Raw genomic sequence first — 26,655 nt, forward strand, 5'->3', positions numbered from 1 at the left:
TCTGTGTGCGGCAGGGAACGGCTGCCGCCTGATTTTGCTTTATAGAACCGCTAGAAGCTGGCTTTGAACTTCGCCATTACGTGCCTGACAACGCTGTAATCCTGTAGTGAATCGCTGGACAGATCCTTGCCGTAGCCGGAGCGTTTCAGGCCGCCGTGCGGCATCTCGCTCGCCAAGGTGAAATGGGTGTTGATCCAGGTGCTGCCGTACTGCAGATGGGCGGCGATGTGCAGCGCCCGATCGATATTTTGCGTCCACACCGACGAAGCCAGCCCGTATTCCGAGTCGTTGGCCCACTCGACCGCCTGCTCCAGGTGTTCGAAGCGCGTGATGCTGACCACCGGGCCAAACACCTCGCGCTGCACGATTTCGTCGCTTTGCAGGCAGCCCGCCAGCAGGGTCGGCTGGTAGTAGAACCCCGGCCCGGAGTGGGCCGCGGCGCCGGTGATCAATTCGATATGCGGTTGGCTGAGCGCTCGCTCGACGAAGCTGGCGACGCGATCGCGCTGGCGGCTACTTATCAACGGGCCGATCTCGTTGTCCTGATCGCGCTTGCGGGCGAAGCGCAGGCTGGCAACCGCCTCGCCCAGCGCGTCCACCAGCTTGGGATAGATGCCCGCCTGTGCATAGATGCGGCAGGCGGCGGTGCAGTCCTGGCCGGCGTTGTAATAGCCGTAGGTGCGGATGCCGTTGACCACCTCGTCGAGATCGGCGTCGTCGCAGACGATCACCGGCGCCTTGCCCCCCAGTTCCAGGTGGGTGCGCTTGACGCTTTTGGCCGCCGCCTGAAGAATTTTTTGCCCGGTGACGATATCGCCGGTGACCGACACCAGCCGCACCTGCGGGTGCCCCACCAGCTGGCTGCCGACCCCTTCCCCGCCGCCGTAGACGATATTCAGCACGCCCGGCGGCAGGATCTCCTGCAGCGCCGGCACCAGCGCCAGAATGGTCAGCGGCGTATGTTCGGAGGGTTTAAACACCACGGTATTGCCCGCCGCCAACGCTGGCGCAATCTTCCACGCCGCCATCATCAGCGGATAGTTCCAGGGGGCGATCGAGGCCACCACGCCGATCGGATCGCGGCGGATCATCGAGGTGTGGCCCGGCACATACTCGCCGGCCAGCTGCCCTTGCTGCGTGCGCACCGCGCCGGCGAAGAAGCGGAACACGTCGACCGCCGCCGGCAGATCGTCATTGAGCGCCTGATGCAGCGGTTTACCGCAGTTGAGGGCTTCCAGCTGCGCCAGCTGCGGCGCCTGCCGCTCGATGGCGTCGGCGATGCGCAGCAACAGAGCAGCGCGCTGGGCCGGCGTGGTGCGCGACCAGTGGCCGAACGCCTGCTGCGCGGCTTTCACCGCGCCGCCGACCTGCGCCGAAGAGGCTTCGGTCAGGGCGATCAGCGTCTCGCCGTTGGCCGGATTGACGATGCATTCCTGCTGGCCTTCGCCGTCGACCAACTGACCGTTAATGAACTGCTGACAGGACAAACCTGAGAGAACCTGCACATCTGTCATCGCCTGACGCCCCTAAGTGACAAAAACGTTAACCAAATGTGAATAAGTTAGTTTTAATCAGCCTAAGCGAGCCTCTGGCGGGCAACAAATTCTAAATACTGAACGCCGCGTTCGATTAAATCGAATGCTTAAGCCCGGCGGCATGTTTGCTGCCGTTCTCGCGCGCGATGGTAAGGAACGGCGTCACCAGCTCCGGCCGCGCGCTGCCGCGCCGCCACGCCAGCCCGATATCCAGCGGCTCCAGCAGATCGTCCAGCTTGCGCGCTTCGATCATGTTGCCCTCGAGCGACCAGGCGCGGTACGCCATGTCCGGCTGGATGGAGACCCCCATCCCCGCCGCCACCAGGCTGCGCACCGCCTCGGTCGAGGCGGTCTTCATGGCGATCTCCGGCTTCAGCCCGGCGCGCGACCAGATGCGCCGCGCGTGCACGTCCATTTCATCGGCGTTGAGCTGGATCAGCGGCTGTTTGGCCACGTCCGCCAGGCTGATGCTCTCGTGCTCCAACAGCGGGTGCAGCGGCGGCAGCCACAGGCGATACGGCGAGTGCATCAGCACCTCGGTCTGCAGCGCGTCGCGGTCTTCGATGTTCGACAGGATCAGCACGCCGATGTCGATCTCGCCGCTGACCAGCAGATGCTCGATATACGGGCGCTCGTCTTCAACCACCTGCACGGTGACGTTGGGATAGGCCGATTTAAAGCGCGTGAGCAGCTCCACCAGGAAGTAGCCGGCCACCAGGCTGGTGACGCCGACGGTCAGCTTGCCGGTCAGGCTTTCGGTGCCGATCTGCAGGCTGCGCTTGGCGTTGTCCACCGTCGCCAGGATCAGATACGACTGGCGCAGGAACTGATGCCCCTGATGGGTCAGCGTCATGCCCTTGGCATGGCGATCGAACAGCCGCACGCCGATCTCGGTTTCCAACTGCTGGATCGCCAGCGTCAGCGAAGACTGGGAGACAAACACCGCCTGGGCGCCGGCGGAGATCGACCCGGTTTCCGCCACCGCGATAAAGTGGCGGATTTGGCGTAACGTCATCATCCCCATCGCCTTTCAAGCCGCTGCGTTGTTGTCTGCGTGCGCTTACCCCAGTCACTTACTTGAGTAAGCTCCTGGGGATGCACGCCCTTGCCGCCTAGCCGCAACTTGAAATTCATTGGGGATCACCTCAATCAAGATAGTTAGATTGATTGTAGATCCCGCGAGAAAAGCGATCGGAAAAAGTATCAAAAACGCGATAGCGTTCGCTTTTTTAGAATGCCGACGGGCAAAAAGAGGGAAACGGCGAGGCGAAGAAGCATGATGCGCGGGGAGCAGAAATGACAAGGGCGCAGCACGCTGCGCCCTGGATGGCCGATGACCCTGCGGAGGATCAGATCGCTTCTTCGTCCTGCTCGCCGGTACGGATACGCACCACGCGCGCCACGTCGAAGACGAAGATTTTGCCGTCGCCGATCTTGCCGGTCTGCGCGGTCTGCATGATGGTTTCCACGCAGGTGTCGACGATGTCGTCGGCAACCACGATCTCGATCTTCACCTTAGGCAGAAAGTCGACCATGTACTCGGCACCGCGATACAGCTCGGTGTGGCCCTTCTGGCGGCCGAAGCCTTTCACTTCGGTGACCGTCATACCGGTGATGCCCACTTCGGCCAGCGCTTCGCGGACGTCATCCAGTTTGAACGGCTTGATAATCGCGTCGATCTTTTTCATCTTCTTTCCTTTTACCAATTTTTGCGGCCAAAACCGGATGTGATGGGGTAGCGGCGGTCTTTGCCGAAGTTACGGGCAGTGATACGCGGCCCGACGGCGGCCTGACGCCGCTTGTATTCGTTGATGTCCACCAGGCGGATCACCTTGCGCACGATCGCTTCGTCGAACCCTTCAGCCACCAGATCGGCAACCGACTTGTCGCGTTCAACGTAGCCTTCCAGGATCGCGTCCAGGATATCGTACGGCGGCAGGCTGTCCTGATCGACCTGATCCGGCGCCAGCTCGGCGGACGGCGGACGATCGATCACCCGCTGCGGGATCACGTAGGAGACGGTGTTACGGTATTCGGACAGCTTGAACACCAGCGTTTTCGGCACGTCCTTCAGCACGTCGAAACCGCCGGCCATATCGCCGTACAGCGTGGCGTAACCCACCGCCATTTCGCTCTTGTTGCCGGTGGTCAGCACGATGCTGCGGCGTTTGTTGGACAGCGCCATCAGCACCACCCCGCGGCAACGCGCCTGCAGGTTTTCTTCGGTGGTGTCGCGCTCGGTGCCGGCGAACATCGGCGACAGCTGGCCCATAAAGGCGTCGAACATCGGTTCGATGGAGACGATATCGAACTCCACGCCGAGGATTTCCGCCTCTTCCTTGGCGTCGGCGATGCTGATATCCGCGGTATAGCGGAACGGCATCATCAGCGCCTGCACCTTGTCTTTGCCCAGCGCATCCACGGCGATCGCCAGCGTCAGCGCCGAGTCGATGCCGCCGGACAGGCCCAGCACCGCGCCTTTAAAGCCGTTTTTGGTCACGTAGTCGCGCACCGCCAACACCAGCGCCTGGTACACCTGCGCCAGCTGCGGCAGCTCAGCGGCCGGATCGGTCATCGGCACCACGGCCAGCTCATTGAATTCCAGACGAGTCACCTGCTCGTCGAAGGCCGCCAGACGGTGGGTCATAGTGCCGGCGGCGTCGAATACCTTGGAGCAGCCGTCGAAGATCAGCTCATCCTGGCCGCCGACCTGATTGAGGTACACCAGCGGCAGCTGGGTGCGCTGGCAGTGGCCGGCCATCAGCGTTTTGCGGATATACGGCTTTTCGCGGTTATACGGTGAGGCGTTGATCGACAGGATAATTTCCGCGCCGGCCGCCTTGGCGGCGTCGATCGGCTCAGGGAACCACAGATCTTCGCAAATCAGCAGGCCCAGACGGTAGCCTTTCAGCTCCACCACGCAGGTGTCGTTGCCGGCGTGGAAATAGCGCTTCTCATCGAACACGCCGTAGTTCGGCAGCTGCTGCTTGAAGTAGCGGGTCAGCAGGCGGCCTTCGGCAAACAGCGACAGCGCGTTATACAGCTTGTCACCTTCGCGCCACGGGTGGCCGACCAGGATCGCCGTCTCGGCGGAGGCCTGCTGCAGGCGCAGCAGCTGCGCGTCGCAGCGCTGATAGAAGTCATTGCGATACAGCAGATCTTCCGGCGGGTAGCCGGACAGCGCCAGTTCGCTGAACATGACCAGATCGGCTCCCGCCTTCTGCTGCTCCTGCACGATTTGCAACATGCGTTCGGTGTTGCCTTCAATGTCGCCGACCAGCAGGTTCAGCTGGGCCAGGGCGATGGAAAGTGATCTGCTCATTTGTGTACGATCCCGCTTAATACGTTCCATGGTGCTCTACGCCGGGGCGCGCCGCGGCAAAGAGAACGGAGTGTAAATCATTCCGCCGGATTTGTTGAGAACCTGCGTGGCAGGCGCCGGCGGCAAACTGTCATTCTTTAAAATCGTTGGCGTCCAGCTCGTGGCGCGACAGCAATTTGTAAAACTCGGTGCGGTTGCGGCCCGCCATGCGCGCGGCCTGGGTCACGTTGCCCTTGGTGATCTGCAGCAGCTTGCGCAGGTAGTGCAACTCGAACTGGTTGCGCGCTTCGGCGAAGGTCGGCAGCGCGGTGTTTTCCCCTTCCAGCGCCTGCTCCACCAGCGCTTCGCTGATCACCGGCGCCGAGGTCAGCGCCACGCACTGCTCGATGACGTTGACCAGCTGACGCACGTTGCCCGGCCAGCTGGCGGTCATCAGCCGCTTCATGGCGTCGGTCGAGAAGCTGCGCACGAACGGCTTGTGCCGCTGAGCCGCCTCGCGCAACAGGTGGTTGGCCAGCAGCGGGATATCTTCGGCGCGTTCGTTGAGCGCCGGGATCTTCAGGTTCACCACGTTGAGGCGGTAGTAGAGATCCTCGCGGAACTCGTTCTTCGCCATCGCCTTTTGCAGATCGCGGTGGGTGGCGGAGATGATGCGCACGTCAATGTCCAGATCGCGGTTGCTGCCCAGCGGCCGCACCTTGCGCTCTTGCAGCACGCGCAGCAACTTCACCTGCAGCGACAGCGGCATATCGCCGATCTCGTCGAGGAACAGCGTGCCGCCCGCCGCCGCCTGGAACAGCCCTTCGCGGCTGCTGACCGCGCCGGTAAAGGCGCCCTTGGCGTGGCCGAACAGTTCGGACTCCAGCAGCTGCTCCGGCAGCGCACCGCAGTTGATGGCGATAAACGCCTTGCCGGCGCGCGGGCTGGCGGCGTGGATCGCCTGCGCCACCACCTCTTTACCGGTGCCGCTCTGGCCGTTGATCAAGACGCTGACGTCGGACTGCGCCACCATTTTCACCTGCTCCAGCAGGCGCAGCATCAGCGGGCTGCGGGTGACGATGTCTTCGCGCCAGGCCTCGTCGCCGGCCGGGGTGGCCGACAGCGCGAGCGCTTCGTCGATGGCCTTATACAGCGCATCGCGATCCACCGGTTTGGTGAGGAAGCTGAACACCCCCTGCTGGGTGGCGGCCACCGCATCGGGAATCGAACCGTGCGCGGTGAGGATGATCACCGGCATGCCCGGCTGATGCTTTTGGATCTCGGCGAACAGCGCCATGCCGTCCATCTCGTCCATACGCAGATCGCTGATCACCAGATCGATCTGTTCGCGCGCCAGCAGGCGCAGCGCTTCCTGGCCGCTTTCGGCGGTGGTGACGTGAAAACCTTCGCTGGTCAGACGCATGCCCAGCAGCTTCAGCAGGCTGGGATCGTCGTCAACCAAGAGCAAATTGGCCGGTTTGCGTGCGGTCATTGCGCGTGGGACTCCTTATTGGCAGGGTGCGGCGTATAGGTGTCTTCCGGTTCAACCGGCAGCGCGGTGCCTTTTTCCGGTTCGTCCTGCGATTCAGCCCCTTTGGCGGCCGCGCCGTTTTTACCGGCGGCTTCGCCCTTTTGCGAACCTGCGCTGTTGTCCGGGATTTCCCCTTGCAGCTGCTTGCGCGAAGAGAGCTGGCGCTCGATATCGGTCAGGTTCTCCAGCTTGCGCGAGGTGTCCTGCAGCTGCGATTGCAGACGCGCCTGGCTCTGGCGCAGCGAATCGATCTGACTGTCGCTGCTCTCCTGCAGATGCTGATAGCGTGCTTTCTCATCGAACAGCGTGATCTGCAGCAATTGCTGCTGGCGCCACAGCTGCGTCAGCGGACGCAGTGAACCGGGGAATTCCATCCGGTAGCTGTTGATCCTGTCGATGATTTGGCGGCGTTCGCTGGAGGTCGGCTGCGCGCTGCCCAGCAGGATGCTCTGTTTGAAAACGCCGGACCAGCTGTCGCCAGGCACCGTTTTCGCCAGCGCACGCGCCTGGGTCGACCCGATGCGATCGGCGCAGTCCATCGCGCGCAGCCAGTAGAGCGAGTTAGCCAGCGCGTCCTTATCGTCCAACTGCCACAGGGTATCGCAAGCCGCGGTGCGGTAATCGATTACCTTGGTATCCGGGATCGCCTCTTGCTGCTGAGGGTTCAAGCCACCGCTGACGGCGCGATCGACGCAGCCCGCCAGCAACAGCGGCATAAAGAAGACGGCGCCCAACCAGCTGATCGGGCGTTTGCCGAGCGGCGCTCTGTGCGTGGCACGCGGTGAACGTTCGGTCTGTGCAAGACGAAGGCGTTTAGACCATGTGTACATTATTTATTCATTCTCGGCGGTTAACGGCAGTTCAATGCGGAAGCAGACGTCTGCACCGGCGACCGTCGCCAGTTGCAGCTCACCGCGCATGCGACGGATACAGTCCTGAGCGATGCTCAACCCCAGTCCGCTTCCTTTTACCGCCCCTTTTCGCTGGTGACTACCCTGGAAAAAAGGCTCGAAAATCATGGCTCTTTCAGCCTCGGGGATCGGCGTGCCGGTATTGGCGACGTCGATTTGCACCCGTTGTCCAACCTGACGGCTGCGGATCCAAATGTTACCGGATTCCTTGCCGTAGTGCACCGCATTGGAGTAGAGATTATCCAGCACGCGCATTAATAGCGTAGGCTCTGCCCAGCAGATTTCCGCCTCCAGCGTAATTTCGGTGGAAATCATCTTCGCCCGCGCCGGCAAACTGTGCGCGGCGACCACCAAATCGACCATTTCGCGCAGCTCGACGTTCTCGTGTTCCGCCGGGCCATCGGCCAATTTGCGGTTGTAATCCAACAGCTGTTCGATCAGCTGCTGCAGATGGCGGCTGCTGTTGTCGAGGATCGCCACCACCTCTTTCTGATCGGAAGTCAGCGGCCCCGCCACCTCGTCGGCCAGCAGTTCGGTGCCTTCACGCATGCTGGCCAACGGCGTTTTCAGCTCGTGCGAAATATGGCGCAGGAACTCGTGGCGCTGCGACTCCAGCCACGCCAGCCGCTCGCTCAGCCAGATGATGCGCTGCGCCAGCGAACGCAGCTCGCGCGGCCCTTTGAATGACGCGGTGCTGCCCAGCGCACGCCCTTCCCCCAGGCGGTTGATCATCCGCTCCACGGCCTTGACCGGCCCGATGATCATGCGGGTGAACAGCACCACCAGCAGCACGCTGACCAGGAACAGCAGCAGCGCCTGCCAGCCGAAGAACTGGCCGCGCTCGGCAATGGCCTGCTGCAGCTGCTGGCCGCGCGAGAACACCACCGCGCGCGTGGCCTGCACCATTTCGGCGTTGGAACGGGAGAACGACTCGAGCAAGGCGGAAGCCTCTTGGTCCGGCCCGCTGTTATGGCATTTGATCGCCGCCAGTTGGGTCAGCAACTGGCGCAGCGTTTGGTAGTAGCGCTCGTCCGGCAGGATCGGCGCGTGGGCGTCCAGCATCTGCGAATACTGCTTGCGCTGGTTCTGGTACAGCTTCTGCAGCGTAGGATCGACCAGCACGCAGTACTGACGATAGCTGCGCTCCATCTCCAGCGCCACGCTGGTCATCGCCTCGCTGCGCCGCGCGTCCACCAGCGTGGTGCGGTTGATGTCCGCCGCCTGCGCGCTGAGGTGATCCAGACTCTGGTAGGCCTGATAGGCCAGCACCAGCAGCGGCAACAGCACCAACAGGAACGCCAGCAGCACCAATTGCCGCAGCGAACGGGGGAATAAACGCCATTTTTTCAACGAAATCATCTCATTCTCTCAGCTCTGTCACGATGCTAACTGACTCGCCGGAAAGAGAAAAGCCCGGCAAGGGAGAATCCTGAACGCACAAGGAAAAAGCTGCGGGTTCGGTGAACCGCGCCCATAGGCCTGGCCTGCCGACGGCATGCGGCCTCGGTAACATCAACCGGTGTGAAAGCAAGAGTGTGGGGAGAGCGTCTGCGTTCGAGGGCATAGGCAACGAAACGGGGATAAGCGCAGCGTTAAGAAATGACATCGGGGCAAGAAACTTGCCCCAACGCAAGGAAAGTGTGGATGCCCTTAAGTCTCGTCCCCAGGGTGATGTAGCGCAGCGGCTGGCATCGAACGGGACGAATAGCATCCGTAAGTATCCAGGATTGATGAACCCTTCATCACAGTTGGATACAGGCGGTGCCTCACTCCACGTGTCGCCCGATGCTTGATAAAGCCGCTTGCGCGGTCTGTTATCGGTTTAGTTGGACGATAGGCACCATTTCTTTGGCATCATTCGGAGGCTTATGAGGCGATTTGCCGTCTAATTACGGCGCCGTCATAAAAAGGTGAATGAGCAACCCACGAGAATAATGCACGTTGCGTGCCAACTTTTCAATAAAAATAATAACAACATGATTTTATTAAAAAATAAAATTATACCAGTAACTTTCTTTGCGCATCACGCCCCGATGAGCGATGAAAAAAACGCCGTGCTGTCGCCAAATGCAGACAATTAAAGCCAAACCCGATTACCACCAATAAAATCAAACAGTTAAATGTCTCCATTTAGCGACAGAGAAAATAGCGCCTGTCGCAAAATGCAGACACTGCCGCCAATCGCCGAGCGCCGGCCATAAAAAAGGGCGCAATTGCTTGCGCCCTCTGTACGGTGGTGGCCGTTTTTAGCCCAGTTGCTTACGGGCGTTGCGGAACATGCGCATCCACGGGCTGTCCTCGCCCCACTCTTCCGGGTGCCAGGAGTTGCTGACCGTGCGGAACACGCGTTCCGGGTGCGGCATCATCACCGTGGCACGCCCGCTGGCGCTGGTCACGGCGGTAATGCCGTTCGGCGAACCGTTCGGGTTAGCCGGGTAAGCTTCCGTCACCTGACCGGCGTTGTTGACGAAACGCAGCGCCACCAAACCGTGGCTTTCCAGCGCCGCCAGATGCGCCGCATCGCGCACTTCGACATGCCCTTCACCGTGGGAAACGGCGATCGGCATACGCGAACCGGTCATGCCCTGCAGGAACAGCGACGGGCTGGCCGCCACTTCCACCAGGCTGAAGCGCGCCTCGAAACGATCCGACAGGTTGCGCACAAAGCGCGGCCAGTGTTCTGCGCCCGGGATCAGCTCGCGCAGGTTGGACATCATCTGACAACCGTTGCACACGCCCAGCGCCAGCGTCTGCGGACGGTGGAAGAACGCTTCGAACTCGTCGCGTACCCGCTCGTTGAACAAGATAGACTTCGCCCAACCTTCGCCGGCGCCCAGGACGTCGCCGTAAGAGAAGCCGCCGCAGGCCACCAGCGTGTGGAAGTCCTGCAGATCGCGGCGCCCCGCCAGCAGATCGCTCATGTGCACGTCCACCGCGTCAAAGCCGGCGCGGTGGAACGCCGCCGCCATTTCAACGTGGGAGTTCACCCCCTGCTCGCGCAGCACCGCCACTTTCGGGCGCGCGCCCTTGGCGATGTACGGCGCGGCGATGTCTTCCTCCGGTGCAAAGGTCAGCTTCACGTTCAGGCCGGGATCTTGTTCATCCTGCTTGGCCTGATGTTCCTGATCGGCGCACGCCGGGTTGTCGCGCAGGCGCTGCATCTGCCAGGTGGTTTCCGCCCACCAGGTGCGCAGCGTATTGCGGCTTTCGCTGTACAGCGCCTTGCCGTGTTGGGTGATGACGAAACGATCGCCGGCCTGCACGCTGCCGATGTGATGCACGTTGTCGGTCAGTCCGTGCTGAGCGAACGCCTGCTTCACGTCGTCGAGACGTTCGGCGTTCACCTGGATCACCGCGCCCAGCTCTTCGTTGAACAGCACCGCCAGCGCATCGTCGCCGAGGCCGTCGAGATTGACGTCCACGCCGCAGTGACCGGCGAAGGCCATCTCCGCCAGCGTCACCAGCAGGCCGCCGTCGGCGCGGTCGTGGTAAGCCAGCAGCGCTTGATCGGCCACCAGCTGCTGCATGGCGTTGAAGAAGCCCGCCAGCTGCGCAACGTTGCGCACGTCGGCCGGTTTGTCGCCCAGTTGGCGGTAAACCTGCGCCAGTGCGGTGGCACCCAGTGCGTTATGGCCGTTGCCCAGGTCGATCAACAGCAGCGCGCTGTCGCCCTTATCGGTGCGCAGCTGCGGCGTCACGGTGTGGCGTACGTCCTCCACGCGGGCGAAGGCGGTGATGACCAGCGACAGCGGCGAGGTCATTTCGCGCTGTTCGTTGCCTTCCTGCCAGCGGGTTTTCATCGACATGGAGTCTTTGCCCACCGGGATGGTGATGCCCAGCGCCGGGCACAGCTCTTCGCCCACCGCTTTCACCGCTTCGTACAGGCCGGCGTCTTCGCCCGGGTGGCCGGCGGCGGCCATCCAGTTGGCGGACAGCTTCACGCGCTTCAGGCTGCCGATCTCGGTGGCAGCCAGGTTGGTCAGCGCTTCCCCGACCGCCAGGCGGCCGGAGGCGGCGAAGTCCAGCAGCGCCACCGGCGCACGTTCGCCGAGCGACATCGCCTCGCCGTAGTAGCTGTCCAGGCTGGCGGCGGTGACCGCGCAGTCGGCTACCGGGATCTGCCACGGGCCGACCATCTGGTCACGCGCCACCATGCCGGTAACGGTGCGATCGCCGATGGTGATCAGGAAGGTTTTCTCTGCAACGGCCGGCAGATGCAGCACGCGTTTCACCGCGTCGGCCAGCGTGATGTTCTCACGCTGCACCGGCTGGCCATTCGCCTGCAGGCGGGTAACGTCGCGGGTCATTTTCGGCGTCTTGCCGAGCAGCACGTCCAGCGGCATGTCGATCGGCTGGTTGTCGAAGTGACGGTCGTTCAACGTCAGGTGCTGTTCTTCGGTCGCTTCGCCGATCACCGCATAAGGTGCGCGCTCACGGCGGCAGATCTCGTCGAACTGCGCCATCTGCGCCGGGGCAATCGCCATCACGTAACGCTCCTGCGATTCGTTGCACCACACTTCCAGCGGGCTCATGCCCGGCTCGTCGTTGAGGATATCGCGCAGCTCGAAGCGGCCGCCGCGGCCGCCGTCGCTCACCAGCTCCGGCATGGCGTTGGACAGGCCGCCGGCACCGACGTCATGGATAAACAGAATCGGGTTCTGGTCGCCCAGTTGCCAGCAGCGGTCGATCACTTCCTGACAGCGGCGCTCCATTTCCGGGTTGTCGCGCTGCACCGAAGCGAAGTCCAGATCGGCATCGGACTGGCCGGACGCCATCGACGAGGCCGCGCCACCGCCCAGGCCGATATTCATCGCCGGGCCGCCCAGCACCACCAGCTTGGCGCCGACGGTGATTTCCCCTTTCTGCACGTGATCGGCGCGGATGTTGCCGATGCCGCCCGCCAGCATGATCGGTTTGTGGTAGCCGCGCAGCTCAACGCCGTTGTGGCTGTTGACGCGCTCTTCATAGGTACGGAAGTAGCCCAGCAGCGCCGGACGACCGAATTCGTTGTTGAACGCCGCGCCGCCCAGCGGGCCTTCGGTCATGATATCCAGTGCGGTGACGATGCGTTCCGGCTTGCCGAAATCCTGCTCCCACGGCTGTTCAAAGCCGGGAATACGCAGGTTGGACACCGAGAAGCCCACCAGGCCGGCTTTCGGCTTGGCGCCGCGGCCGGTAGCCCCCTCGTCGCGGATCTCGCCGCCGGAGCCGGTCGCGGCGCCCGGCCACGGCGAGATCGCCGTTGGGTGGTTGTGGGTTTCTACCTTCATCAGGATGTGCGCTTCTTCCTGATGGTAATCGTATTTGCCGTTCTCCGGCGCGGCGAAGAAGCGGCCGACCTGCGAGCCTTCCATCACCGCGGCGTTGTCTTTATACGCCGACAGCACGTAGTCCGGCGTCTGCTCATAGGTGTTCTTGATCATCTTGAACAGCGATTTAGGCTGCTGTTCGCCGTCGATAATCCAATCGGCGTTGAAAATCTTGTGGCGGCAGTGCTCGGAGTTGGCCTGCGCGAACATATAAAGTTCGATATCCGTCGGGTTGCGCCCCAAACCGGTAAAGGCATTCAGCAGGTAGTCGATCTCGTCCTGCGCCAGCGCCAGGCCGAGCCGGACGTTGGCCTGCTCCAGCGCGGTGCGCCCTGCGCCCAGCACGTCGACCGACTGATACGGTGCCGGCTGATGGTGCGCGAACAGCTGTTCGGCCTGTTGCAGCTCGCTGAAGACGGTTTCCATCATGCGATCGTGCAGCAGCGCGGCAAGCTGGCGCCACTGGGTTTCCGTCAGCTCGGGCGCCTTGACGTAGAACGCCAGGCCGCGCTCCAACCGCAGCACCTGCTGCAGACCGCAGTTGTGGGCGATGTCGGTGGCTTTGGAAGACCAGGGAGAAATGGTGCCCGGACGCGGCGTGACCAGCAGCAACCGGCCTTCAGGGGCATGTTCGGCGAGAGAAGGACCGTACTTGAGCAGCCGCTGAAGTTTGGCGTGTTCTTCGGCACTGAGCGGTGCGCTAACATCGGCAAAGTGGACATACTCGGCGTAGATATCACTGACGGGCAGGTGGGCGTCCTGGCAGCGGGACAGCAGTTTGGTAATGCGAAAAGCCGATAAAGCGGGCGAACCACGCAGAATTTCCATAATCAAAGTTCTCTCGTCTTCGAAGCGGCGGATAAGACGCTTCATTGGGCGCAACAGGGGAAAACGCGCGCCATTATAGAGAATCCTCGCCGCAGACGAAACCGTTTGCGTAGGGATTATTGATAAAAGCGTGCCGCACCGTCGAATTGTCATAACGTGTCAATAAAGTTGCACACTGGCGTTTTGTTGCGCAAAATGCCCCCCGCACTGGTGATTTAACCATGAGAAAAGTCGCGGTTGTCGTCGCCGGTGTACCTGTGCCACCACTGGATAACTATTTGAAACGTCTTAAAATAAACTACATCCTCATCGGCGTTGTCACCCTGCTTCTGGCTCTCGCGCTGTGGCCCAATATCACCTGGCGCAGCGGCCAGGGCGGGCAACTCCAGGAGATCATTTCCCGCGGCGAGTTGCGTATCAGCACGCTGAATTCACCGCTGACCTATTTCAACACCAAGCAAGGGCCGGGTGGGCTCGACTACGAACTGGCGAAGCGCTTCGCCAACTACCTCGGGGTGAAGCTGGTGGTGATCCCCCATCAGAACATCAATGACCTGTTCGACGATCTGGACGATGACGACGCTGACCTGCTGGCGGCCGGCCTGATCTACAACCAGGAGCGCCTCAGCCGCGCGCGCACCGGCCCGGCCTACTACTCCGTTTCCCAACAGCTGGTGTACCGGCTGGGCACCCCGCGGCCAAAAGGCTTCGCCGACATTAAAGGCAAGCTGGCGGTCGCCTCCGGTTCCGCGCACGTCAGCACGCTAAAGCAGCTCAAGCAGGATAAATACCCGGATCTCGCCTGGGAGTCCTCCAGCGATCTCACCTCCAAAGAGCTGCTGGAGCGAGTCGCCGACGGCAAGCTGGACTACACCCTCGGCGATTCGGTGACCATCGCGCTGCTGCAGCGCATCCATCCGCAGCTGGCGGTGGCGTTCGACGTCACCGACGAAGAGCCGGTCACCTGGTACCTCAAACGCGATGGCGACGACAGCCTGTACGCGGCGATGCTGGATTTCTACAGCCAGATGGTGGATGACGGCACCCTGGCGCGGCTGGAAGAGAAGTACCTCGGCCACGTCGGCAGCTTCGACTATGTGGACACCAAAACCTTCCTGTCGGCCATCGACTCGGTGCTGCCCAACTTCCGCCCGCTGTTCGAGAAGCACGCCAACGAGATCGACTGGAAGCTGCTGGCGGCCATCGCCTATCAGGAATCGCACTGGAATCCGCAGGCCACCTCGCCCACCGGCGTGCGCGGCCTGATGATGCTGACCCGCGCCACCGCCGACGGCCTGGGGGTCAACGATCGCCTCGATCCGGAAGAGAGCATTCAAGGCGGCGCCCTTTACCTGCAACGGCTGATGGCCAAGGTGCCGGACAGCGTGCCGGAAGACGAGCGCATCTGGTTCTCGCTGGCGGCCTACAACATGGGCTGGGGCCACATGCTGGACGCGCGCAAGCTGACCAAGACGCAAAAAGGCAACCCGGACAGTTGGGTCGACGTCAAGCAGCGCCTGCCGATGCTCAGCCAGAAGCGCTACTATCCGCAGCTGACCTACGGCTATGCGCGCGGGCGTGAAGCCTACAACTATGTAGAAAACATCCGCCGCTACCAGGTCAGTCTGGTGGGCTATCTGCAGGAAAAAGAGAGAAAGGCGGCGCAAGCGGCCGCCGAGCAAGAGGCGTTGGGGAAAGGCTACCCGACGGTGATGCCGGAACTGGCGCTCAACTACTGATTATTCCGGCTTATCCGCCGCCCGCTGCGCCAGCCTGAGCGCTTTTTTCTGTTCACGGCGTAGACGGAAGAAATTGCTCAGGGTGGCGGCGCATTCGTCCGCCAGCACGCCCGAGACGATCTCCACCTGATGGTTCATGCCCGGATGGCGCAGAATGTCCACCAGCGAACCGGCCGCGCCGGTTTTCTCGTCGGCGGCGCCATACACCAGCCGGCGGATACGGCTGTGCACCATCGCACCGGCGCACATCACGCACGGCTCCAGCGTGACGTACAGCGTGGCGTTCAGCAAACGGTAGTTTTGCAGCACCGCGCCGCCCTGGCGCAGCGCCATGATCTCGGCGTGTGCGGTAGGATCGTGTCGGCCGATCGGGCGGTTCCAGCCCTCGCCGATGACCTGATTGTCCAGCACCAGCAGCGCACCCACCGGCACCTCGCCCTCTTCCTGCGCGCGCAGGGCCAGCTGCAATGCCTGACGCATCCAGTACTCATCGTTATATTCAGTCATCGCATAATTCCTCGTGCGCTTTTGCGGCGGGCATTATACACACTAGCCTCCCTTTGTCGTAGCCGCCCGCCAATGGCTATACTGGCCGAATCAGCGTGTGATTCAGGGACCAGAAGCATGAAACTCAGTAAAAAGAACGCGGTCGTGGTGCGCAAGGCGCTGGACGGTTGGGTGGGAGAAGGCGCCTTGACGCCCGAACAACGGCAGCAACTGCTGCAGCATGTGGCCGTGCAGCCTTTCGACTGGCGGCGGCTGGCGCGCTATGCGTTTCTCGCCGCGCTGGCCTCGCTGCTGATCGCCGTCACCAGCCTGTTCGCCGACAGCGAACTGCTTGCATGGCTCAGCGGGCTGTTCCGCTTCGACGCGCCGGTGCGCATGGCGATCGCCGGCATACTGGCGGCGCTGGCCTACGTCTGGGCGCTGCGTCGCCGCCGGCGCCACCCGGAAAAACGCTACGGCAATGAGGCCGCGCTGTTTGTCGCCGTGTTGCTTACCGCCTGCGCCTTATGGCAGCTGGGGGTCTGGCTGGATAACGGCAGCGGCCGGGTTTCCGTGCTGCTGCTGTTCGCCGCGCTGCTGTACGGCGCGATCGGCTGGTTCAGCCGCTCCGGGCTGGTGTGGTGGTTCGCCCTGCTGTCGCTCGGCAACGCCTTCGGCGCCGAGACCGGCTACCTGTCCGGCTGGGGCGCCTACTGGCTCGGCATGAGCTACCCGATTCGCTTTATCGCCTTTGGTGCGGTGCTGATCGCCGCCGCGCTGCTGTTGCGGCCGCTGTTGGCGCAACGCGGCCTGCAGCGGGTGTCGCTGGCGATGGGCCTGCTGTACCTGTTTATCGCCCTGTGGCTGCTGTCTATCTTCGGCAACTACGGCGATCTCGACAGCTGGTACAGCGCGCGCCAGATCGAGCTGTTCCACTGGAGCCTGCTGTTCGGGCTGGCTGCCCTCGCCGCCATCTGGCTGGGGTTGAAGCATGACGACGCCATGCTGCGCGGCTTCGGGCTGACCTTCCTCGGCATTAACCTGTATACCCGTCTGTTCGAGTTTTTCTGGGACAGCATGCCGAAGGCGGTTTTCTTCGTGCTGCTCGGCCTGAGCCTGTGGGCGCTGGGGCATTATGCGGAGAAGATTTGGCAGCTGGGGCGCAAGCCGCACGACGTGACCGACGACTGATCGCGGTGCCGATAAAAGCAGAAAGGGCGGAATCTTCCGCCCTTGGTTTATTCCAGCTGCTGCAGCTCGCCCTGCTTGCTTACCCGCCAGCGGTGCTCACAAAAGAACAGCAGCGGATTATCCTGCTTGCTGTCGCTGTAACCGCTGTACAGCTTCAGCGGCACACCGAGCCGCTGCTCGAGCTGCACCACTTTCTGCGCCCCCAGGCAGCGCAGGGGCAAGACCCAGCCGCCGCAGCGGCGCGTGATGCGGCTGCCGATCAACCGTACCCGCGGCAGAAACGCCGAATCGCGATACACCTGCTCCACCAGCCGCTCCGGCGAGCCGGTAATCAACCACACTTCGGCATCGTGCTCCTCCAGGTACTGCCGCAGCCGCATTTGCACCACCGGAAATGCGGTCACCTTCTGGCGAAAGGCCTCGATAAACTGCCGCTCCAGCGCCTTTAGCGTCGCTTCGGAACGCCCGAAGGTGATCGCCCACAGCAGCAGGCTCATCGGCCAACGCGCGGCGCGCCCCAACAGCAGCAGCGCCAGACCGATCGGCAGCAGCAGCGGTATCACCAGCAACAGGTTCAGCGGTAAGCGGCGCAGCAGAAAACGCAAGAAACTGCCGAACATATCCTCCTGATGCAGAGTGCCGTCCAGATCGAAAAAGACCACGCGGCGCCTCTCTGCGGCCGGTTGTTGCTGCTTGTCGCTCAAACGCTACTCCTCGGGATCGTTGAACCCCATCATCCAGGTGAAGAGAAAACCGGCGATAATCGTAATCAGCATCCCCGCCAGATACAACATCACCTTACCTGAGACGATGGTCAACGCCAAAGGCAGCCCCGAAATGCCGAAGGTGATCACCGTCGCCACCTTCCAGTAGCTGATGAGCGCGCCGCCGACCGCACCGCCGAGGCAGGCGCCGATAAACGGCCGGCCCAGCGGCAGCGTCACCCCGAAGATCAGCGGCTCGCCGATGCCGAGAATGCCGACCGGCAACGCCCCTTTGATCACCTTTTTCAGCCGCGCATTGCGGGTTTTCAACAGCACCGCCAGCGCTGCCCCCACCTGCCCAACGCCGGCCATCGCCAGGATCGGCAGCAGCGGGTTGGAACCGTGCGCCTGCACCAGCTCGACGTGGATCGGTACCAGCCCCTGATGCAGACCGGAGAGCACCAGCGGCAGGAACAGCCCCGAGAGCAGCGCTCCCACCAGCAGCCCGCCCTTGTCGATCGCCAGATTGGCGCCGTGGGCGATGGCGTCGGAGATAATGCCGCCGATCGGCTGCAGAATCAGGATCGCCAGCGAGGCGGTGACCAGCGTGGTCAGCAGTGGGTTAAGGATCAGTTCGACCGATTCCGGCAGCAGCGTGCGCAGGCGTTTCTCCACCCAGCACATTAACGCTACCACCAGCAGCACGGCGATCACCCCGCCGCGCCCCGGCTGCAGCGCCTCGCCGAACAAGGTAATCTGCGCCAGCGCCGGGCTGGAGAGAATGCCGGCCATCACGCCGCCCATTGCCTGAGAGCCGCCGAATACCCGCGCGGCGTTGACCCCGACCAAAATGTTCATGATGGCGAACACCGCGCTGCCGAAGATCGCCAACAGCCCCAGCACGTTCGGGTAGTCCACCGCCAGCTGGCCGGCGATGTCAGGCCGTTTCAGCAGGTTGATGATGCCAGTGATCAGGCCCGAGGCGATAAACGCCGGGATCAGCGGAATAAAGACATCGGCCAGTTTTTTCAGCGCGCCGCTCATCGGCGCAGCGTATTTTTGCTTAGCCTGCGCCTTGGTGCGGGCCGCGTCACCGACGGCGACGACGGGCTGCGCGCTTCCGCTCAGCAATTCGCGCATGGCATCCACCACTTTGGCGGCGGCGCCTGGGCCAACGATAAACTGATGCTGCTCACCCTGTTTGATATAGCCCTTCACGCCGGGCAGCTGCCTGAGGGCGGCCAGATCCAGGCGCTGTTCGTCGCTGACCTCGACGCGCACCCGCGTCATGCAGTTCTCCAGTTTGAGGATATTACCCTCGCCCCCCACGCCCGCCAGGATCTGTGTCGCCAATGCCGTTGTCTTGTCCATCGCCGCCCCCACCGTGAATTAACGCGCCAGCGCCGCGCGCAGATAGCCGTCGTGCCGCTGCAGCCGCTGCTGCGCCTCTTCGGCGCTGACGCCGGCTAAAAGCATCAGGATCGCCGGTTTGACTTCGAAGCCGGTCTGCGCCAGCGCCGCCTCCGCCTGAGCGCGTTCGGCGCCGGTGGCCTCCACCACGATGCGGCAGGCGCGATCCACCAGTTTGACGTTGGTGGCCTTCACGTCCACCATCAGGTTCTGGTAAACCTTGCCCAGCTTGACCATCGCGCCGGTCGACAGCATGTTGAGCACCAGCTTCTGCGCAGTGCCGGATTTCAGACGCGTCGAGCCGGTCAGGGCCTCCGACCCCACCACCGGCGAGATCGCCACCTGCGCTTCGTGCGCGATCGGCGAATCCGGGTTGCAGGAGATGGCCGCCGTCGGGCAGCCCAGCCCGCGCGCATAGCGCAGCGCGCCAATCACATAAGGCGTGCGCCCGGAGGCCGCCAACCCCACCACCATATCGACGGCGGTGAGGTTCAGCGCCCGGAGATCGGCTTCGCCCAAAGCTTCGTCGTCTTCCGCCCCTTCCACCGCTTTAAGCAACGCGCCCGGCCCGCCGGCGATCAGCCCCACCACCACGCCGTGCGGCACGCCGAAGGTCGGCGGGCACTCGGAGGCATCCAGCACGCCCAGGCGGCCGCTGGTGCCAGCGCCCAAATAAATCAGCCGCCCACCGGCCTTCAACGCCGCCGCCGCCAAATCGACCGCCTGCGCAATCGCCGGCAGCACCTTTTCGATCGCCTCCGGCACCTTGCGGTCTTCCTGGTTAAAACAGCGGACCATCTCCAGCGTCGACATCTCATCCAGCCTCATGGTGGCCGGGTTGCGGGTTTCCGATACCAGTGCGCCTAAGTTCATCTGTTCACCTTTGAATTTTTAATTCACAAAATTAAATCAATATTTGAATATTTTATTCAACAAAGCGAGCGCTATTTGCTATTTTAACGGCGAGCTCACAAAAATTTTCACCGCGCGTTTTCGCCGCCTGCGTGGCAAAATGGCCGCTGGTTTCCAGGGAAAGATCAATGAGTACCCTTCTGCGCATTCGCCAGATGTATCCGACACTGGCGCAAAACGACCGCAAGCTGGCGGATTTTTTGCTGAACAACGCCGAGCAGGCGCGCCATCTCAGCTCACAAAAGCTGGCCCAGCTGGCCGGCATCAGCCAGTCGAGCGTGGTGAAGTTCGCCCAAAAGCTGGGCTATAAAGGTTTCCCGGCGTTGAAGCTGGCGCTGAGCGAGACGCTGGCCCAGCCGCAGGCCGAACCGGTCGTGACCGTTCACAACCACATCCTCAGCAGCGACACGCTGAAAACCGTCGGTGAAAAGCTATTGGCGGAAAAGCAGGCGGCGCTGCGCGCGACGCTGGACATCAACAGCGAAGAGCGGCTGCATCAGGCGCTGGACATGCTGCGCCAGGCGCGCCGGGTAATGCTAATCGGCATCGGCGCTTCCGGGCTGGTGGCCAAGGATTTTTCCTTCAAGCTGCTGAAAATCGGCGTGATGGCGGTGGCCGAAGCGGACATGCACGTTCAGCTGGCGGCAGTGCAGGCGCTGGACAAACGCGATCTGCTGCTGGCTATCTCCTTCAGCGGCGAACGGCGTGAAATCAATCTGGCGGCGGAAGAAGCGCGCCAGGCCGGCGCCAGGGTGCTGGCGCTGACCAGTTTCTCTCCCAACGGCCTGCAGCAGCGCGCGGATCACTGCCTCTACACCATCGCCGAAGAGCCCCACACCCGCAGCGCGGCCATCTCTTCCAGCACGGCCCAATACGCCCTCACCGATCTGCTGTTTATGGCGCTGATCCAACACGATCTCGATCATGCCCGCGACCGCATCAAGCACAGCGAACAGTTAATGAAAAAGTTGGTTTGAGGCGTATAATGGCGGCCGATAAAACGCCGCCAGCTCAATTATTTCCCTTCTCTGCATTCGAAAAATAATGTGCGGGCGGTGACTCGCTCAATTATCAACCAATAATTGAGCATGCATGGACAGCATTATTTAACGATACCATTATGAATACACACACTGTTATTTTAGATAAGTTGCGGCACTCCGTGGCTCACCCGACCCTGCGCACTTTTTTATTTTACGCCATTATTGCTTTGATATTGATCAAAGCGATGGGATACAGCGGTGGAAAAGGCATTGATATTCTTTTTATTGCACTTATCTTGCTATTATTATCTATCCATTCGCTTACCCGTTACGGCCTGATTATTCCGTTTATTCTGCTGTGCGCGCTGTATGCGCCGGTCGGGGCCATATACGGCTCCCCATCAGCCGTCGTGGTGTCAGCCCTGCTGCAATCCAACCCGATAGAGGCAAGGGAGTTTTTGCAAACCCTCCCGGTCAGCTGTTATCTGTTGCCTGTCGCCATTCTGGTTACGCCGGTCATTCTCGGTCGATTTATTTGGCGACACCCCCTGTCAAAGAAAACAATATTGATCGCATTGGGCCTGCTTACGGCGATTATTATCGCCAGAGCATTCAGCGGTGGGTTGAGCAATCTCAGATTGCCTGACTTCTTTTTATCCACTTATTCGGCTTACCATCAATACCAACAGCAGATTGATGAATTAAACACCGACGTTTCAGCACCAAACCGCTGGTCGCTTACCGCCGGCGCACCAACGAATGAGAACTATGTCATTATCGTCGGCGAAAGTATGCGCAGGGATCATATGTCCTTATTTGGTTATCCGGTGTCCACTACACCGTTTCTGGATAATGCCAAGGGACGGTTTTACAGTAACTATATTTCCACCGCGCCGAATACGTTCGAATCGCTCCCCCGCACGCTGGCTTTAAGCAACGGCCACAACATTGCCCTCGGAGATAATATCATCACCCTGGCAAAAGCCGCCGGCCTCAATACCCACTGGCTGTCCAATCAGGGCATGTTCGGGCAATTCGATACGCCGGTATCAAAAATCGCCATGTTCAGCGATAACCATTACTTCCTGAAGAAAGGCGACTATCAATCGCGCAACACCGATGATGATGCGCTGCTGCCAATATTTGACCAACTATTGAGCCGCCAGGGGCAAGGCAACCTGTATGTGCTGCATCTGATGGGCTCGCACGCCGACTTTTGCGCGCGGCTTAACGGCGAACCGCCGAGCGTCGAGTCGCCGAATAAGGAGCTGGCCTGCTACCTCTCTACCTATCGCAAGACCGATCGTTTTATCGAGCAGGTTTATCAAAGTCTGAAACGGACCGGTGCGCCGTTTAAACTGTTCTATTTCTCCGATCACGGTCTTTCCCATAAGGATATCGGCGGCATACGTTCTCTGCGTCACAGCGGCGATACCCGGCAGAATTACCAGGTGCCGTTGCTGGTGCTGAGCGATCGCGACCAACAACACCAGATCAATGATGATCCCTTGAGCGCGTTCGATTTTATCGGGTTGTTTGCTCAAGAGGCGGGAATACGGGTTGCTCATCCGGAGGTGATGCCTACGATGCGTATGGCGGATACCGATAAGCGCTGGGTGTTTGACGGGCAGAGAAGGGTTGATTTCGATCAGTTGGCTGACGACCCACCTGAGTTACCCTAAGCGGTAAGATGACGAAAAAACGCCCGCCGCGCGGCGATTCTATGATAGATTGCGCGCCAGCCCGAGCACACCGATGGAAAGATAACTGACAATGGCACTGCTGATTACCAAGAAATGCATCAACTGCGACATGTGCGAGCCGGAATGCCCGAACCAGGCGATTTCGATGGGCGATGAGATTTATCAGATCGATACCGATCGCTGCACCGAGTGCGTCGGCCATTATGATACGCCGACCTGTCAGCAGGTTTGCCCGATCGACAATACCATCATCACCGATCCGCAGCATCGCGAGAGCAACGAACAGCTGTGGGACAAGTTCGTGGTGTTGCACCACGCCGATCGCATTTAATCCGCCGCAGGACTGACAAGGGCGCCACAGGCGCCCTTTCTATTTTCAGCTTTCGACGATCACCGTCGCGCAGGCGTAGCGCCGTTCGTCGGCCAGCGAAACGTGGATCGCGGCGACCCCCATCTCCCCGGCCAGCTCGGCGGCGCGGCCGTGCAAACGAATATTCGGCTTGCCCAACGCATCGTTGAACACTTCGAACTGATTGAACGCCAGGCCGTTGCGAATGCCGGTGCCGAACGCCTTGGCAGCGGCCTCTTTCACGGCGAAACGTTTGGCCAGAAAGCGAATCGGCTGCTGGTGCTGCTGATACAGCGCCCACTCGGCATCGCTCAGCACGCGGCGCGCCAGACGATCGCCGCTGCGCTCCACCACCGCTTCGATACGCGCCATCTCGACGATGTCGGTACCCAGCCCGAGCACCGCCATTACCGGCGCGCTTCCCGCATCAGCACTTTCATGTCGGCAACCGCGGCCGGCAGCCCGCACATCACCGCCTGGCCGATAATCGCATGGCCGATGTTCAGCTCGTGCATTTCCGGCAGCGCGGCGATCGGCTGCACGTTGTGATAGGTCAGGCCGTGGCCGGCGTTGACCTTCAGCCCCTTCTCGGCCGCGTAGGCGGCGGCTACCGCGATGCGGCGCAGCTCGGCCTGTACCGCCAGCTCGCCCTGCGCTTCGGCGTAGGCACCGGTGTGGATCTCGATATAGGGAGCGCCCACCGCCACCGCCGCGTCGATCTGGCGATGATCGGGATCGATGAACAGCGAGACCAAAATGCCCGCCTGCGCCAGGCGCTCAACCGCCACGCTCATTTTGTCCAGCTGGCCGGCGACGTCCAGGCCGCCTTCGGTGGTCACTTCTTCGCGCTTTTCCGGCACCAGGCAGCAGAAATGCGGCTTCAGCTCAATGGCGATGTCCAGCATCTCGTCGGTCACCGCCATCTCCAGATTCATGCGCGTCTGGATGGTCTGGCGCAGCAAGCGCACGTCGCGGTCGGTGATGTGGCGGCGGTCTTCGCGCAGATGCACGGTAATGCCGTCGGCCCCCGCCTGTTCGGCAATGAATGCCGCCTGAACCGGATCCGGGTATTGGGTTCCGCGCGCGTTACGTAACGTGGCGATGTGATCGATATTGACGCCCAGCAGCAAATCAGCCATGACAACCTCTAAATACGATTTTCAGTGCCAGCAGTTTACACGCGGGCGCAGGGCGGCAAAAGGGGAAAAGGTCAGGCGTCGTCGACCGGCGTATTCGGCTGTTTGCGCACGAACTGGCGGAACAGTTCGCGGCTCTTCAACGGCTTGCCGCCGAGGTAGGGTTTCAGCGCCATACGGGTGAAACGCTTGGCGGCGCGCAGCGTCTCGGCATCGGGAAACTGACGCTCCGCCAGCGCGCGCAGTTCGCGCCCGGTGAAGCTGTAATGATCCACCACCAGGCTGGCGATAAAGCCTTTCTCTTCGCGGTAACGATAGGTCATGGCATCATCCACCGGCAGGCCGCTGCCGGCGCAGTGCAGGAAATCGAGGCCGTAGCCCAGGTGGTGCAGCAAGGCCAGTTCGAACTGACGCAGCGCCTGCTCCGGCGAGCTGTCTTCCGCCGCCAGCGCCTGCAGGCATTGCAGATAGTCGAAGAACAGCACCGAGTAGTTGGTTTCCTGCTCCAGCACGCGCGCCAGCAGTTCGTTCACGTACAGGCCGCTGTAAAGCATCATGCCGCTGAGGGGTAAACCGAGGGAGACCGCTTCGGCGTTGCGCAGCGTTTTCACTTCGCCGCGGCCGCCCCAGCGCACTAACAGGGGGGTAAAGGGTTGCAGGCAACCCTTCAGATTGGAGCGGCGGCTGCGCGCGCCTTTCGCCAGCAAGCGCACCCGCCCATGACCTTCGGTAAACAGATCCAGCATCAGACTGGTTTCACTGTACGGCCGCCCATGCAGGACGAAAGCGCGCTCCCAGCCGTCCACGGATCGTTACTTCAGATCGTCAACATAGCCCAGGCTGCGCAGCGCACGTTCGTCGTCCGCCCAACCGGATTTCACTTTCACCCACAGCTCGAGATGCACTTTGGCGTCGAACATCTGTTCCATGTCCTGGCGCGCTTCGATGCCGATGGTTTTGATCTTGGCGCCTTTGTTGCCGATGACCATTTTCTTCTGGCCTTCGCGCTCGACCAGGATCAGGCCGTGCACATCGTAGCCGCCGCGATCGTTAGCCACGAACTGTTCGATTTCCACCGTCACCGAATACGGCAGCTCTTCGCCCAGGAAACGCATCAGCTTCTCGCGGATGATCTCGGACGCCATAAAGCGCTGCGAGCGATCGGTGATGTAGTCTTCCGGGAAGTGGTGTTCCGCTTCCGGCAGCAGCTTGCGCACGATGCCGGCGATGGTGTCGACGTTCATCCCTTTCTCGGCGGAGATAGGCACCACGTCGAGGAAGTTCATCTGCTGGCTGAGGAACGCGATGTGCGGCAACAGCTTGGATTTGTCGGTGACGTTATCAACCTTGTTGATCGCCAGCAATACCGGGCAGCGCAGGCTGCGCAGCTTGTTGACCACCATTTCGTCGTCGGCGGTCCAGTTGGTGCCTTCGACCACGAAGATCACCAGTTCGACGTCGCCGATCGAGCTGCTGGCCGCGCGGTTCATCAAGCGGTTGATGGCGCGTTTTTCTTCGATGTGCAGCCCTGGGGTATCGACGTAGATCGCCTGATAGGCGCCATCGGTGTCGATGCCCATGATGCGGTGACGGGTCGTCTGCGGCTTACGCGACGTAATGGAAACCTTCTGCCCCAGCAGTTGGTTCAGCAACGTCGATTTGCCCACGTTCGGGCGGCCGACGATGGCGATAAACCCGCAGTGTTGTTTTACTTCGCTCATTCAAGCTCCAGCTTTTTCAGCGCTTGTTCCGCTGCCGCCTGCTCGGCTTTACGGCGGCTCGAGCCGGTGCCCACCACGGGCTCGCTCAAACCACTCACCTGGCAGTGGATGGTAAACTCTTGGTCGTGCGCTTCACCGCGAACCTGCACCACCAAATAAGAAGGCAACGGCAGATGACGCCCCTGCAAAAACTCCTGCAAACGGGTTTTCGGGTCTTTCTGCTTATCACCGGGGCTGATTTCATCCAACCGGCTGCGATACCAGTCCAAAATCAGACGCTCGACGGTCTGGATGTCGCTGTCCAGGAACACGCCGCCGATCAATGCCTCCACCGTATCCGCCAGGATTGACTCGCGGCGGAACCCACCACTTTTCAATTCGCCCGGCCCCAGCCGCAGACATTCGCCCAGGTCAAACTCGCGTGCCATCTCCGCCAGCGTATTGCCACGCACCAGCGTGGCGCGCATGCGGCTCATATCGCCCTCGTCTACGCGAGGAAAACGGTGATAGAGCGCATTGGCGATGACAAAGCTCAGAATCGAGTCACCCAGAAACTCAAGACGTTCATTGTGTTTACTGCTGGCGCTGCGGTGAGTCAAAGCCTGCAGTAAAAGCTCCTGCTGTTGAAAAGTGTAGCCCAGCTTCCGCTGCAGCCTGTTTATTACGATGGGGTTCATGAGTTACCAATAGATCAAGAATGCGTCAAAAACTTGCAGCATACGGAACAGGCCTGCTTCGCCGAAAGCCGATCCAAAGCTGTTTCGTTTGCAGTGGCTCCCAGCAGGAGCCAACTTTTTATCGCTCGAGAAAGTATTCTACAACGAGTGGAAACATAATGCTGTGTTTATATCCCCTTAATCTTTCACGCCGCAGTAGGCTGCGGCGTGAAATAGACAGAGAGTAAGT

22 protein-coding genes are annotated in these 26,655 nt (G+C 61.3%); 5 read left to right on the forward strand and 17 right to left on the reverse strand.

The annotated features are described in order from the left end of the window. Positions 1-50 precede the first annotated feature (50 nt). The 8 genes from WCL58_RS20640 to purL form a co-directional block, all read right to left on the reverse strand. Positions 51-1,514: a gamma-aminobutyraldehyde dehydrogenase gene (locus tag WCL58_RS20640; RefSeq protein WP_336851543.1), complete on the reverse strand. Its 1,464-nt coding sequence runs from the start codon at positions 1,512-1,514 to the stop codon at positions 51-53. A 115-nt stretch (positions 1,515-1,629) separates the two neighbouring features. Further along, a complete protein-coding gene (locus tag WCL58_RS20645; protein ID WP_038874511.1) occupies positions 1,630-2,553 on the reverse strand; it encodes a LysR substrate-binding domain-containing protein in 924 nt (307 codons plus the stop codon). A gap of 331 nt (positions 2,554-2,884) precedes the next feature. Further along, the gene (gene glnB, locus WCL58_RS20650; protein ID WP_004847623.1) at positions 2,885-3,223 is read right to left on the reverse strand and encodes a nitrogen regulatory protein P-II; all 339 of its coding nucleotides are present in this window, start codon (positions 3,221-3,223) and stop codon (positions 2,885-2,887) included. An 11-nt stretch (positions 3,224-3,234) separates the two neighbouring features. Beyond that, a complete protein-coding gene (locus tag WCL58_RS20655; RefSeq protein WP_197757956.1) occupies positions 3,235-4,857 on the reverse strand; it encodes an NAD+ synthase in 1,623 nt (540 codons plus the stop codon). Positions 4,858-4,987: 130 nt separating this feature from the next. Continuing rightward, entirely contained in the window at positions 4,988-6,328 is a 1,341-nt protein-coding gene (glrR, locus tag WCL58_RS20660; RefSeq protein ID WP_025303931.1) for a two-component system response regulator GlrR, read from the reverse strand. Further along, positions 6,325-7,197, reverse strand: coding sequence for a two-component system QseEF-associated lipoprotein QseG (gene qseG, locus WCL58_RS20665; protein WP_336851544.1), 873 nt, complete (start codon positions 7,195-7,197; stop codon positions 6,325-6,327). Before qseG ends, glrR begins: the two co-directional genes overlap by 4 nt. 3 nt (positions 7,198-7,200) lie before the next feature. Then, positions 7,201-8,637 (reverse strand): sensor histidine kinase, encoded by a 1,437-nt coding sequence (locus WCL58_RS20670; RefSeq protein WP_049200747.1) that lies wholly within the window; start codon positions 8,635-8,637, stop codon positions 7,201-7,203. Between the two features lie 887 nt (positions 8,638-9,524). Then, complete coding sequence (purL, locus tag WCL58_RS20675; RefSeq protein WP_336851568.1) at positions 9,525-13,418, reverse strand: phosphoribosylformylglycinamidine synthase; 3,894 nt, start codon at positions 13,416-13,418, stop codon at positions 9,525-9,527. Positions 13,419-13,693: 275 nt separating this feature from the next. Between purL and mltF the strand changes: the two genes are divergently transcribed. Beyond that, positions 13,694-15,154 (forward strand): membrane-bound lytic murein transglycosylase MltF, encoded by a 1,461-nt coding sequence (gene mltF, locus WCL58_RS20680; protein WP_033644113.1) that lies wholly within the window; start codon positions 13,694-13,696, stop codon positions 15,152-15,154. Here the strand turns inward: mltF and tadA are convergent, their stop codons facing one another. After that, complete coding sequence (gene tadA / locus WCL58_RS20685) at positions 15,155-15,661, reverse strand: tRNA adenosine(34) deaminase TadA (protein WP_015378796.1); 507 nt, start codon at positions 15,659-15,661, stop codon at positions 15,155-15,157. A gap of 117 nt (positions 15,662-15,778) precedes the next feature. Here tadA and WCL58_RS20690 point away from each other — a divergent pair, with 117 nt between their 5' ends. Then, complete coding sequence (locus tag WCL58_RS20690) at positions 15,779-16,831, forward strand: DUF2157 domain-containing protein (protein WP_070914449.1); 1,053 nt, start codon at positions 15,779-15,781, stop codon at positions 16,829-16,831. Positions 16,832-16,878: 47 nt separating this feature from the next. Here the strand turns inward: WCL58_RS20690 and yfhb are convergent, their stop codons facing one another. Genes yfhb through murQ form a run of 3 tightly spaced genes read right to left on the reverse strand, consistent with a single transcriptional unit; the run spans position 16,879 to position 19,818 of the window. Then, positions 16,879-17,535: a phosphatidylglycerophosphatase C gene (gene yfhb / locus WCL58_RS20695; RefSeq protein WP_336851545.1), complete on the reverse strand. Its 657-nt coding sequence runs from the start codon at positions 17,533-17,535 to the stop codon at positions 16,879-16,881. Between the two features lie 3 nt (positions 17,536-17,538). Beyond that, positions 17,539-18,906: a PTS transporter subunit EIIC gene (locus tag WCL58_RS20700; protein ID WP_070914445.1), complete on the reverse strand. Its 1,368-nt coding sequence runs from the start codon at positions 18,904-18,906 to the stop codon at positions 17,539-17,541. A gap of 18 nt (positions 18,907-18,924) precedes the next feature. Further along, positions 18,925-19,818 (reverse strand): N-acetylmuramic acid 6-phosphate etherase, encoded by an 894-nt coding sequence (murQ, locus tag WCL58_RS20705; RefSeq protein WP_336851546.1) that lies wholly within the window; start codon positions 19,816-19,818, stop codon positions 18,925-18,927. Between the two features lie 167 nt (positions 19,819-19,985). Here murQ and WCL58_RS20710 point away from each other — a divergent pair, with 167 nt between their 5' ends. From WCL58_RS20710 to WCL58_RS20720, 3 genes are all read left to right on the forward strand, one after another. Continuing rightward, a complete protein-coding gene (locus WCL58_RS20710; protein ID WP_033654299.1) occupies positions 19,986-20,834 on the forward strand; it encodes a MurR/RpiR family transcriptional regulator in 849 nt (282 codons plus the stop codon). Between the two features lie 143 nt (positions 20,835-20,977). After that, the gene (locus WCL58_RS20715) at positions 20,978-22,522 is read left to right on the forward strand and encodes a phosphoethanolamine transferase (RefSeq protein WP_336851547.1); all 1,545 of its coding nucleotides are present in this window, start codon (positions 20,978-20,980) and stop codon (positions 22,520-22,522) included. A gap of 91 nt (positions 22,523-22,613) precedes the next feature. After that, positions 22,614-22,874, forward strand: a complete 261-nt coding sequence (locus tag WCL58_RS20720) for a YfhL family 4Fe-4S dicluster ferredoxin (protein ID WP_025303942.1) — start codon at positions 22,614-22,616, stop codon at positions 22,872-22,874. A 45-nt stretch (positions 22,875-22,919) separates the two neighbouring features. Here WCL58_RS20720 and acpS read toward each other — a convergent pair whose 3' ends face one another. The 5 genes from acpS to rnc form a co-directional block, all read right to left on the reverse strand. Further along, positions 22,920-23,300: a holo-ACP synthase gene (gene acpS / locus WCL58_RS20725; protein WP_019452319.1), complete on the reverse strand. Its 381-nt coding sequence runs from the start codon at positions 23,298-23,300 to the stop codon at positions 22,920-22,922. Further along, the gene (gene pdxJ, locus WCL58_RS20730) at positions 23,300-24,031 is read right to left on the reverse strand and encodes a pyridoxine 5'-phosphate synthase (protein ID WP_047730060.1); all 732 of its coding nucleotides are present in this window, start codon (positions 24,029-24,031) and stop codon (positions 23,300-23,302) included. The genes acpS and pdxJ overlap by 1 nt, the downstream gene beginning before the upstream one ends. Positions 24,032-24,102: 71 nt before the next feature. Beyond that, positions 24,103-24,834, reverse strand: coding sequence for a DNA repair protein RecO (gene recO, locus WCL58_RS20735; RefSeq protein ID WP_004929165.1), 732 nt, complete (start codon positions 24,832-24,834; stop codon positions 24,103-24,105). 6 nt (positions 24,835-24,840) lie between these two features. After that, a complete protein-coding gene (era, locus tag WCL58_RS20740) occupies positions 24,841-25,749 on the reverse strand; it encodes a GTPase Era (RefSeq protein WP_004929162.1) in 909 nt (302 codons plus the stop codon). Then, the gene (gene rnc / locus WCL58_RS20745) at positions 25,746-26,426 is read right to left on the reverse strand and encodes a ribonuclease III (RefSeq protein ID WP_004929158.1); all 681 of its coding nucleotides are present in this window, start codon (positions 26,424-26,426) and stop codon (positions 25,746-25,748) included. The genes era and rnc overlap by 4 nt, the downstream gene beginning before the upstream one ends. Positions 26,427-26,655: the final 229 nt, after the last annotated feature.

The sequence above is a fragment of the Serratia sp. TMDUHS_CL genome (genome assembly GCF_037137105.1).
In the GTDB taxonomy this organism is placed as follows: Bacteria; Pseudomonadota; Gammaproteobacteria; order Enterobacterales; family Enterobacteriaceae; genus Serratia; species Serratia nevei.

Coding starts and splice junctions, on each gene's coding strand:
- glnB (WP_004847623.1), bottom strand. CDS start 3,223: ATGAAAAAGATCGACGCGATTATCAAGCCGTTCAAACTGGATGACGTC.
- WCL58_RS20715 (WP_336851547.1), top strand. CDS start 20,978: ATGAATACACACACTGTTATTTTAGATAAGTTGCGGCACTCCGTGGCT.
- tadA (WP_015378796.1), bottom strand. CDS start 15,661: ATGACTGAATATAACGATGAGTACTGGATGCGTCAGGCATTGCAGCTG.
- glrR (WP_025303931.1), bottom strand. CDS start 6,328: ATGACCGCACGCAAACCGGCCAATTTGCTCTTGGTTGACGACGATCCC.
- WCL58_RS20720 (WP_025303942.1), top strand. CDS start 22,614: ATGGCACTGCTGATTACCAAGAAATGCATCAACTGCGACATGTGCGAG.
- WCL58_RS20700 (WP_070914445.1), bottom strand. CDS start 18,906: ATGGACAAGACAACGGCATTGGCGACACAGATCCTGGCGGGCGTGGGG.
- WCL58_RS20710 (WP_033654299.1), top strand. CDS start 19,986: ATGAGTACCCTTCTGCGCATTCGCCAGATGTATCCGACACTGGCGCAA.
- WCL58_RS20655 (WP_197757956.1), bottom strand. CDS start 4,857: ATGAGCAGATCACTTTCCATCGCCCTGGCCCAGCTGAACCTGCTGGTC.
- rnc (WP_004929158.1), bottom strand. CDS start 26,426: ATGAACCCCATCGTAATAAACAGGCTGCAGCGGAAGCTGGGCTACACT.
- qseG (WP_336851544.1), bottom strand. CDS start 7,197: ATGTACACATGGTCTAAACGCCTTCGTCTTGCACAGACCGAACGTTCA.
- WCL58_RS20640 (WP_336851543.1), bottom strand. CDS start 1,514: ATGACAGATGTGCAGGTTCTCTCAGGTTTGTCCTGTCAGCAGTTCATT.
- acpS (WP_019452319.1), bottom strand. CDS start 23,300: ATGGCGGTGCTCGGGCTGGGTACCGACATCGTCGAGATGGCGCGTATC.
- murQ (WP_336851546.1), bottom strand. CDS start 19,818: ATGAACTTAGGCGCACTGGTATCGGAAACCCGCAACCCGGCCACCATG.
- WCL58_RS20690 (WP_070914449.1), top strand. CDS start 15,779: ATGAAACTCAGTAAAAAGAACGCGGTCGTGGTGCGCAAGGCGCTGGAC.
- pdxJ (WP_047730060.1), bottom strand. CDS start 24,031: ATGGCTGATTTGCTGCTGGGCGTCAATATCGATCACATCGCCACGTTA.
- WCL58_RS20645 (WP_038874511.1), bottom strand. CDS start 2,553: ATGATGACGTTACGCCAAATCCGCCACTTTATCGCGGTGGCGGAAACC.
- era (WP_004929162.1), bottom strand. CDS start 25,749: ATGAGCGAAGTAAAACAACACTGCGGGTTTATCGCCATCGTCGGCCGC.
- WCL58_RS20670 (WP_049200747.1), bottom strand. CDS start 8,637: ATGATTTCGTTGAAAAAATGGCGTTTATTCCCCCGTTCGCTGCGGCAA.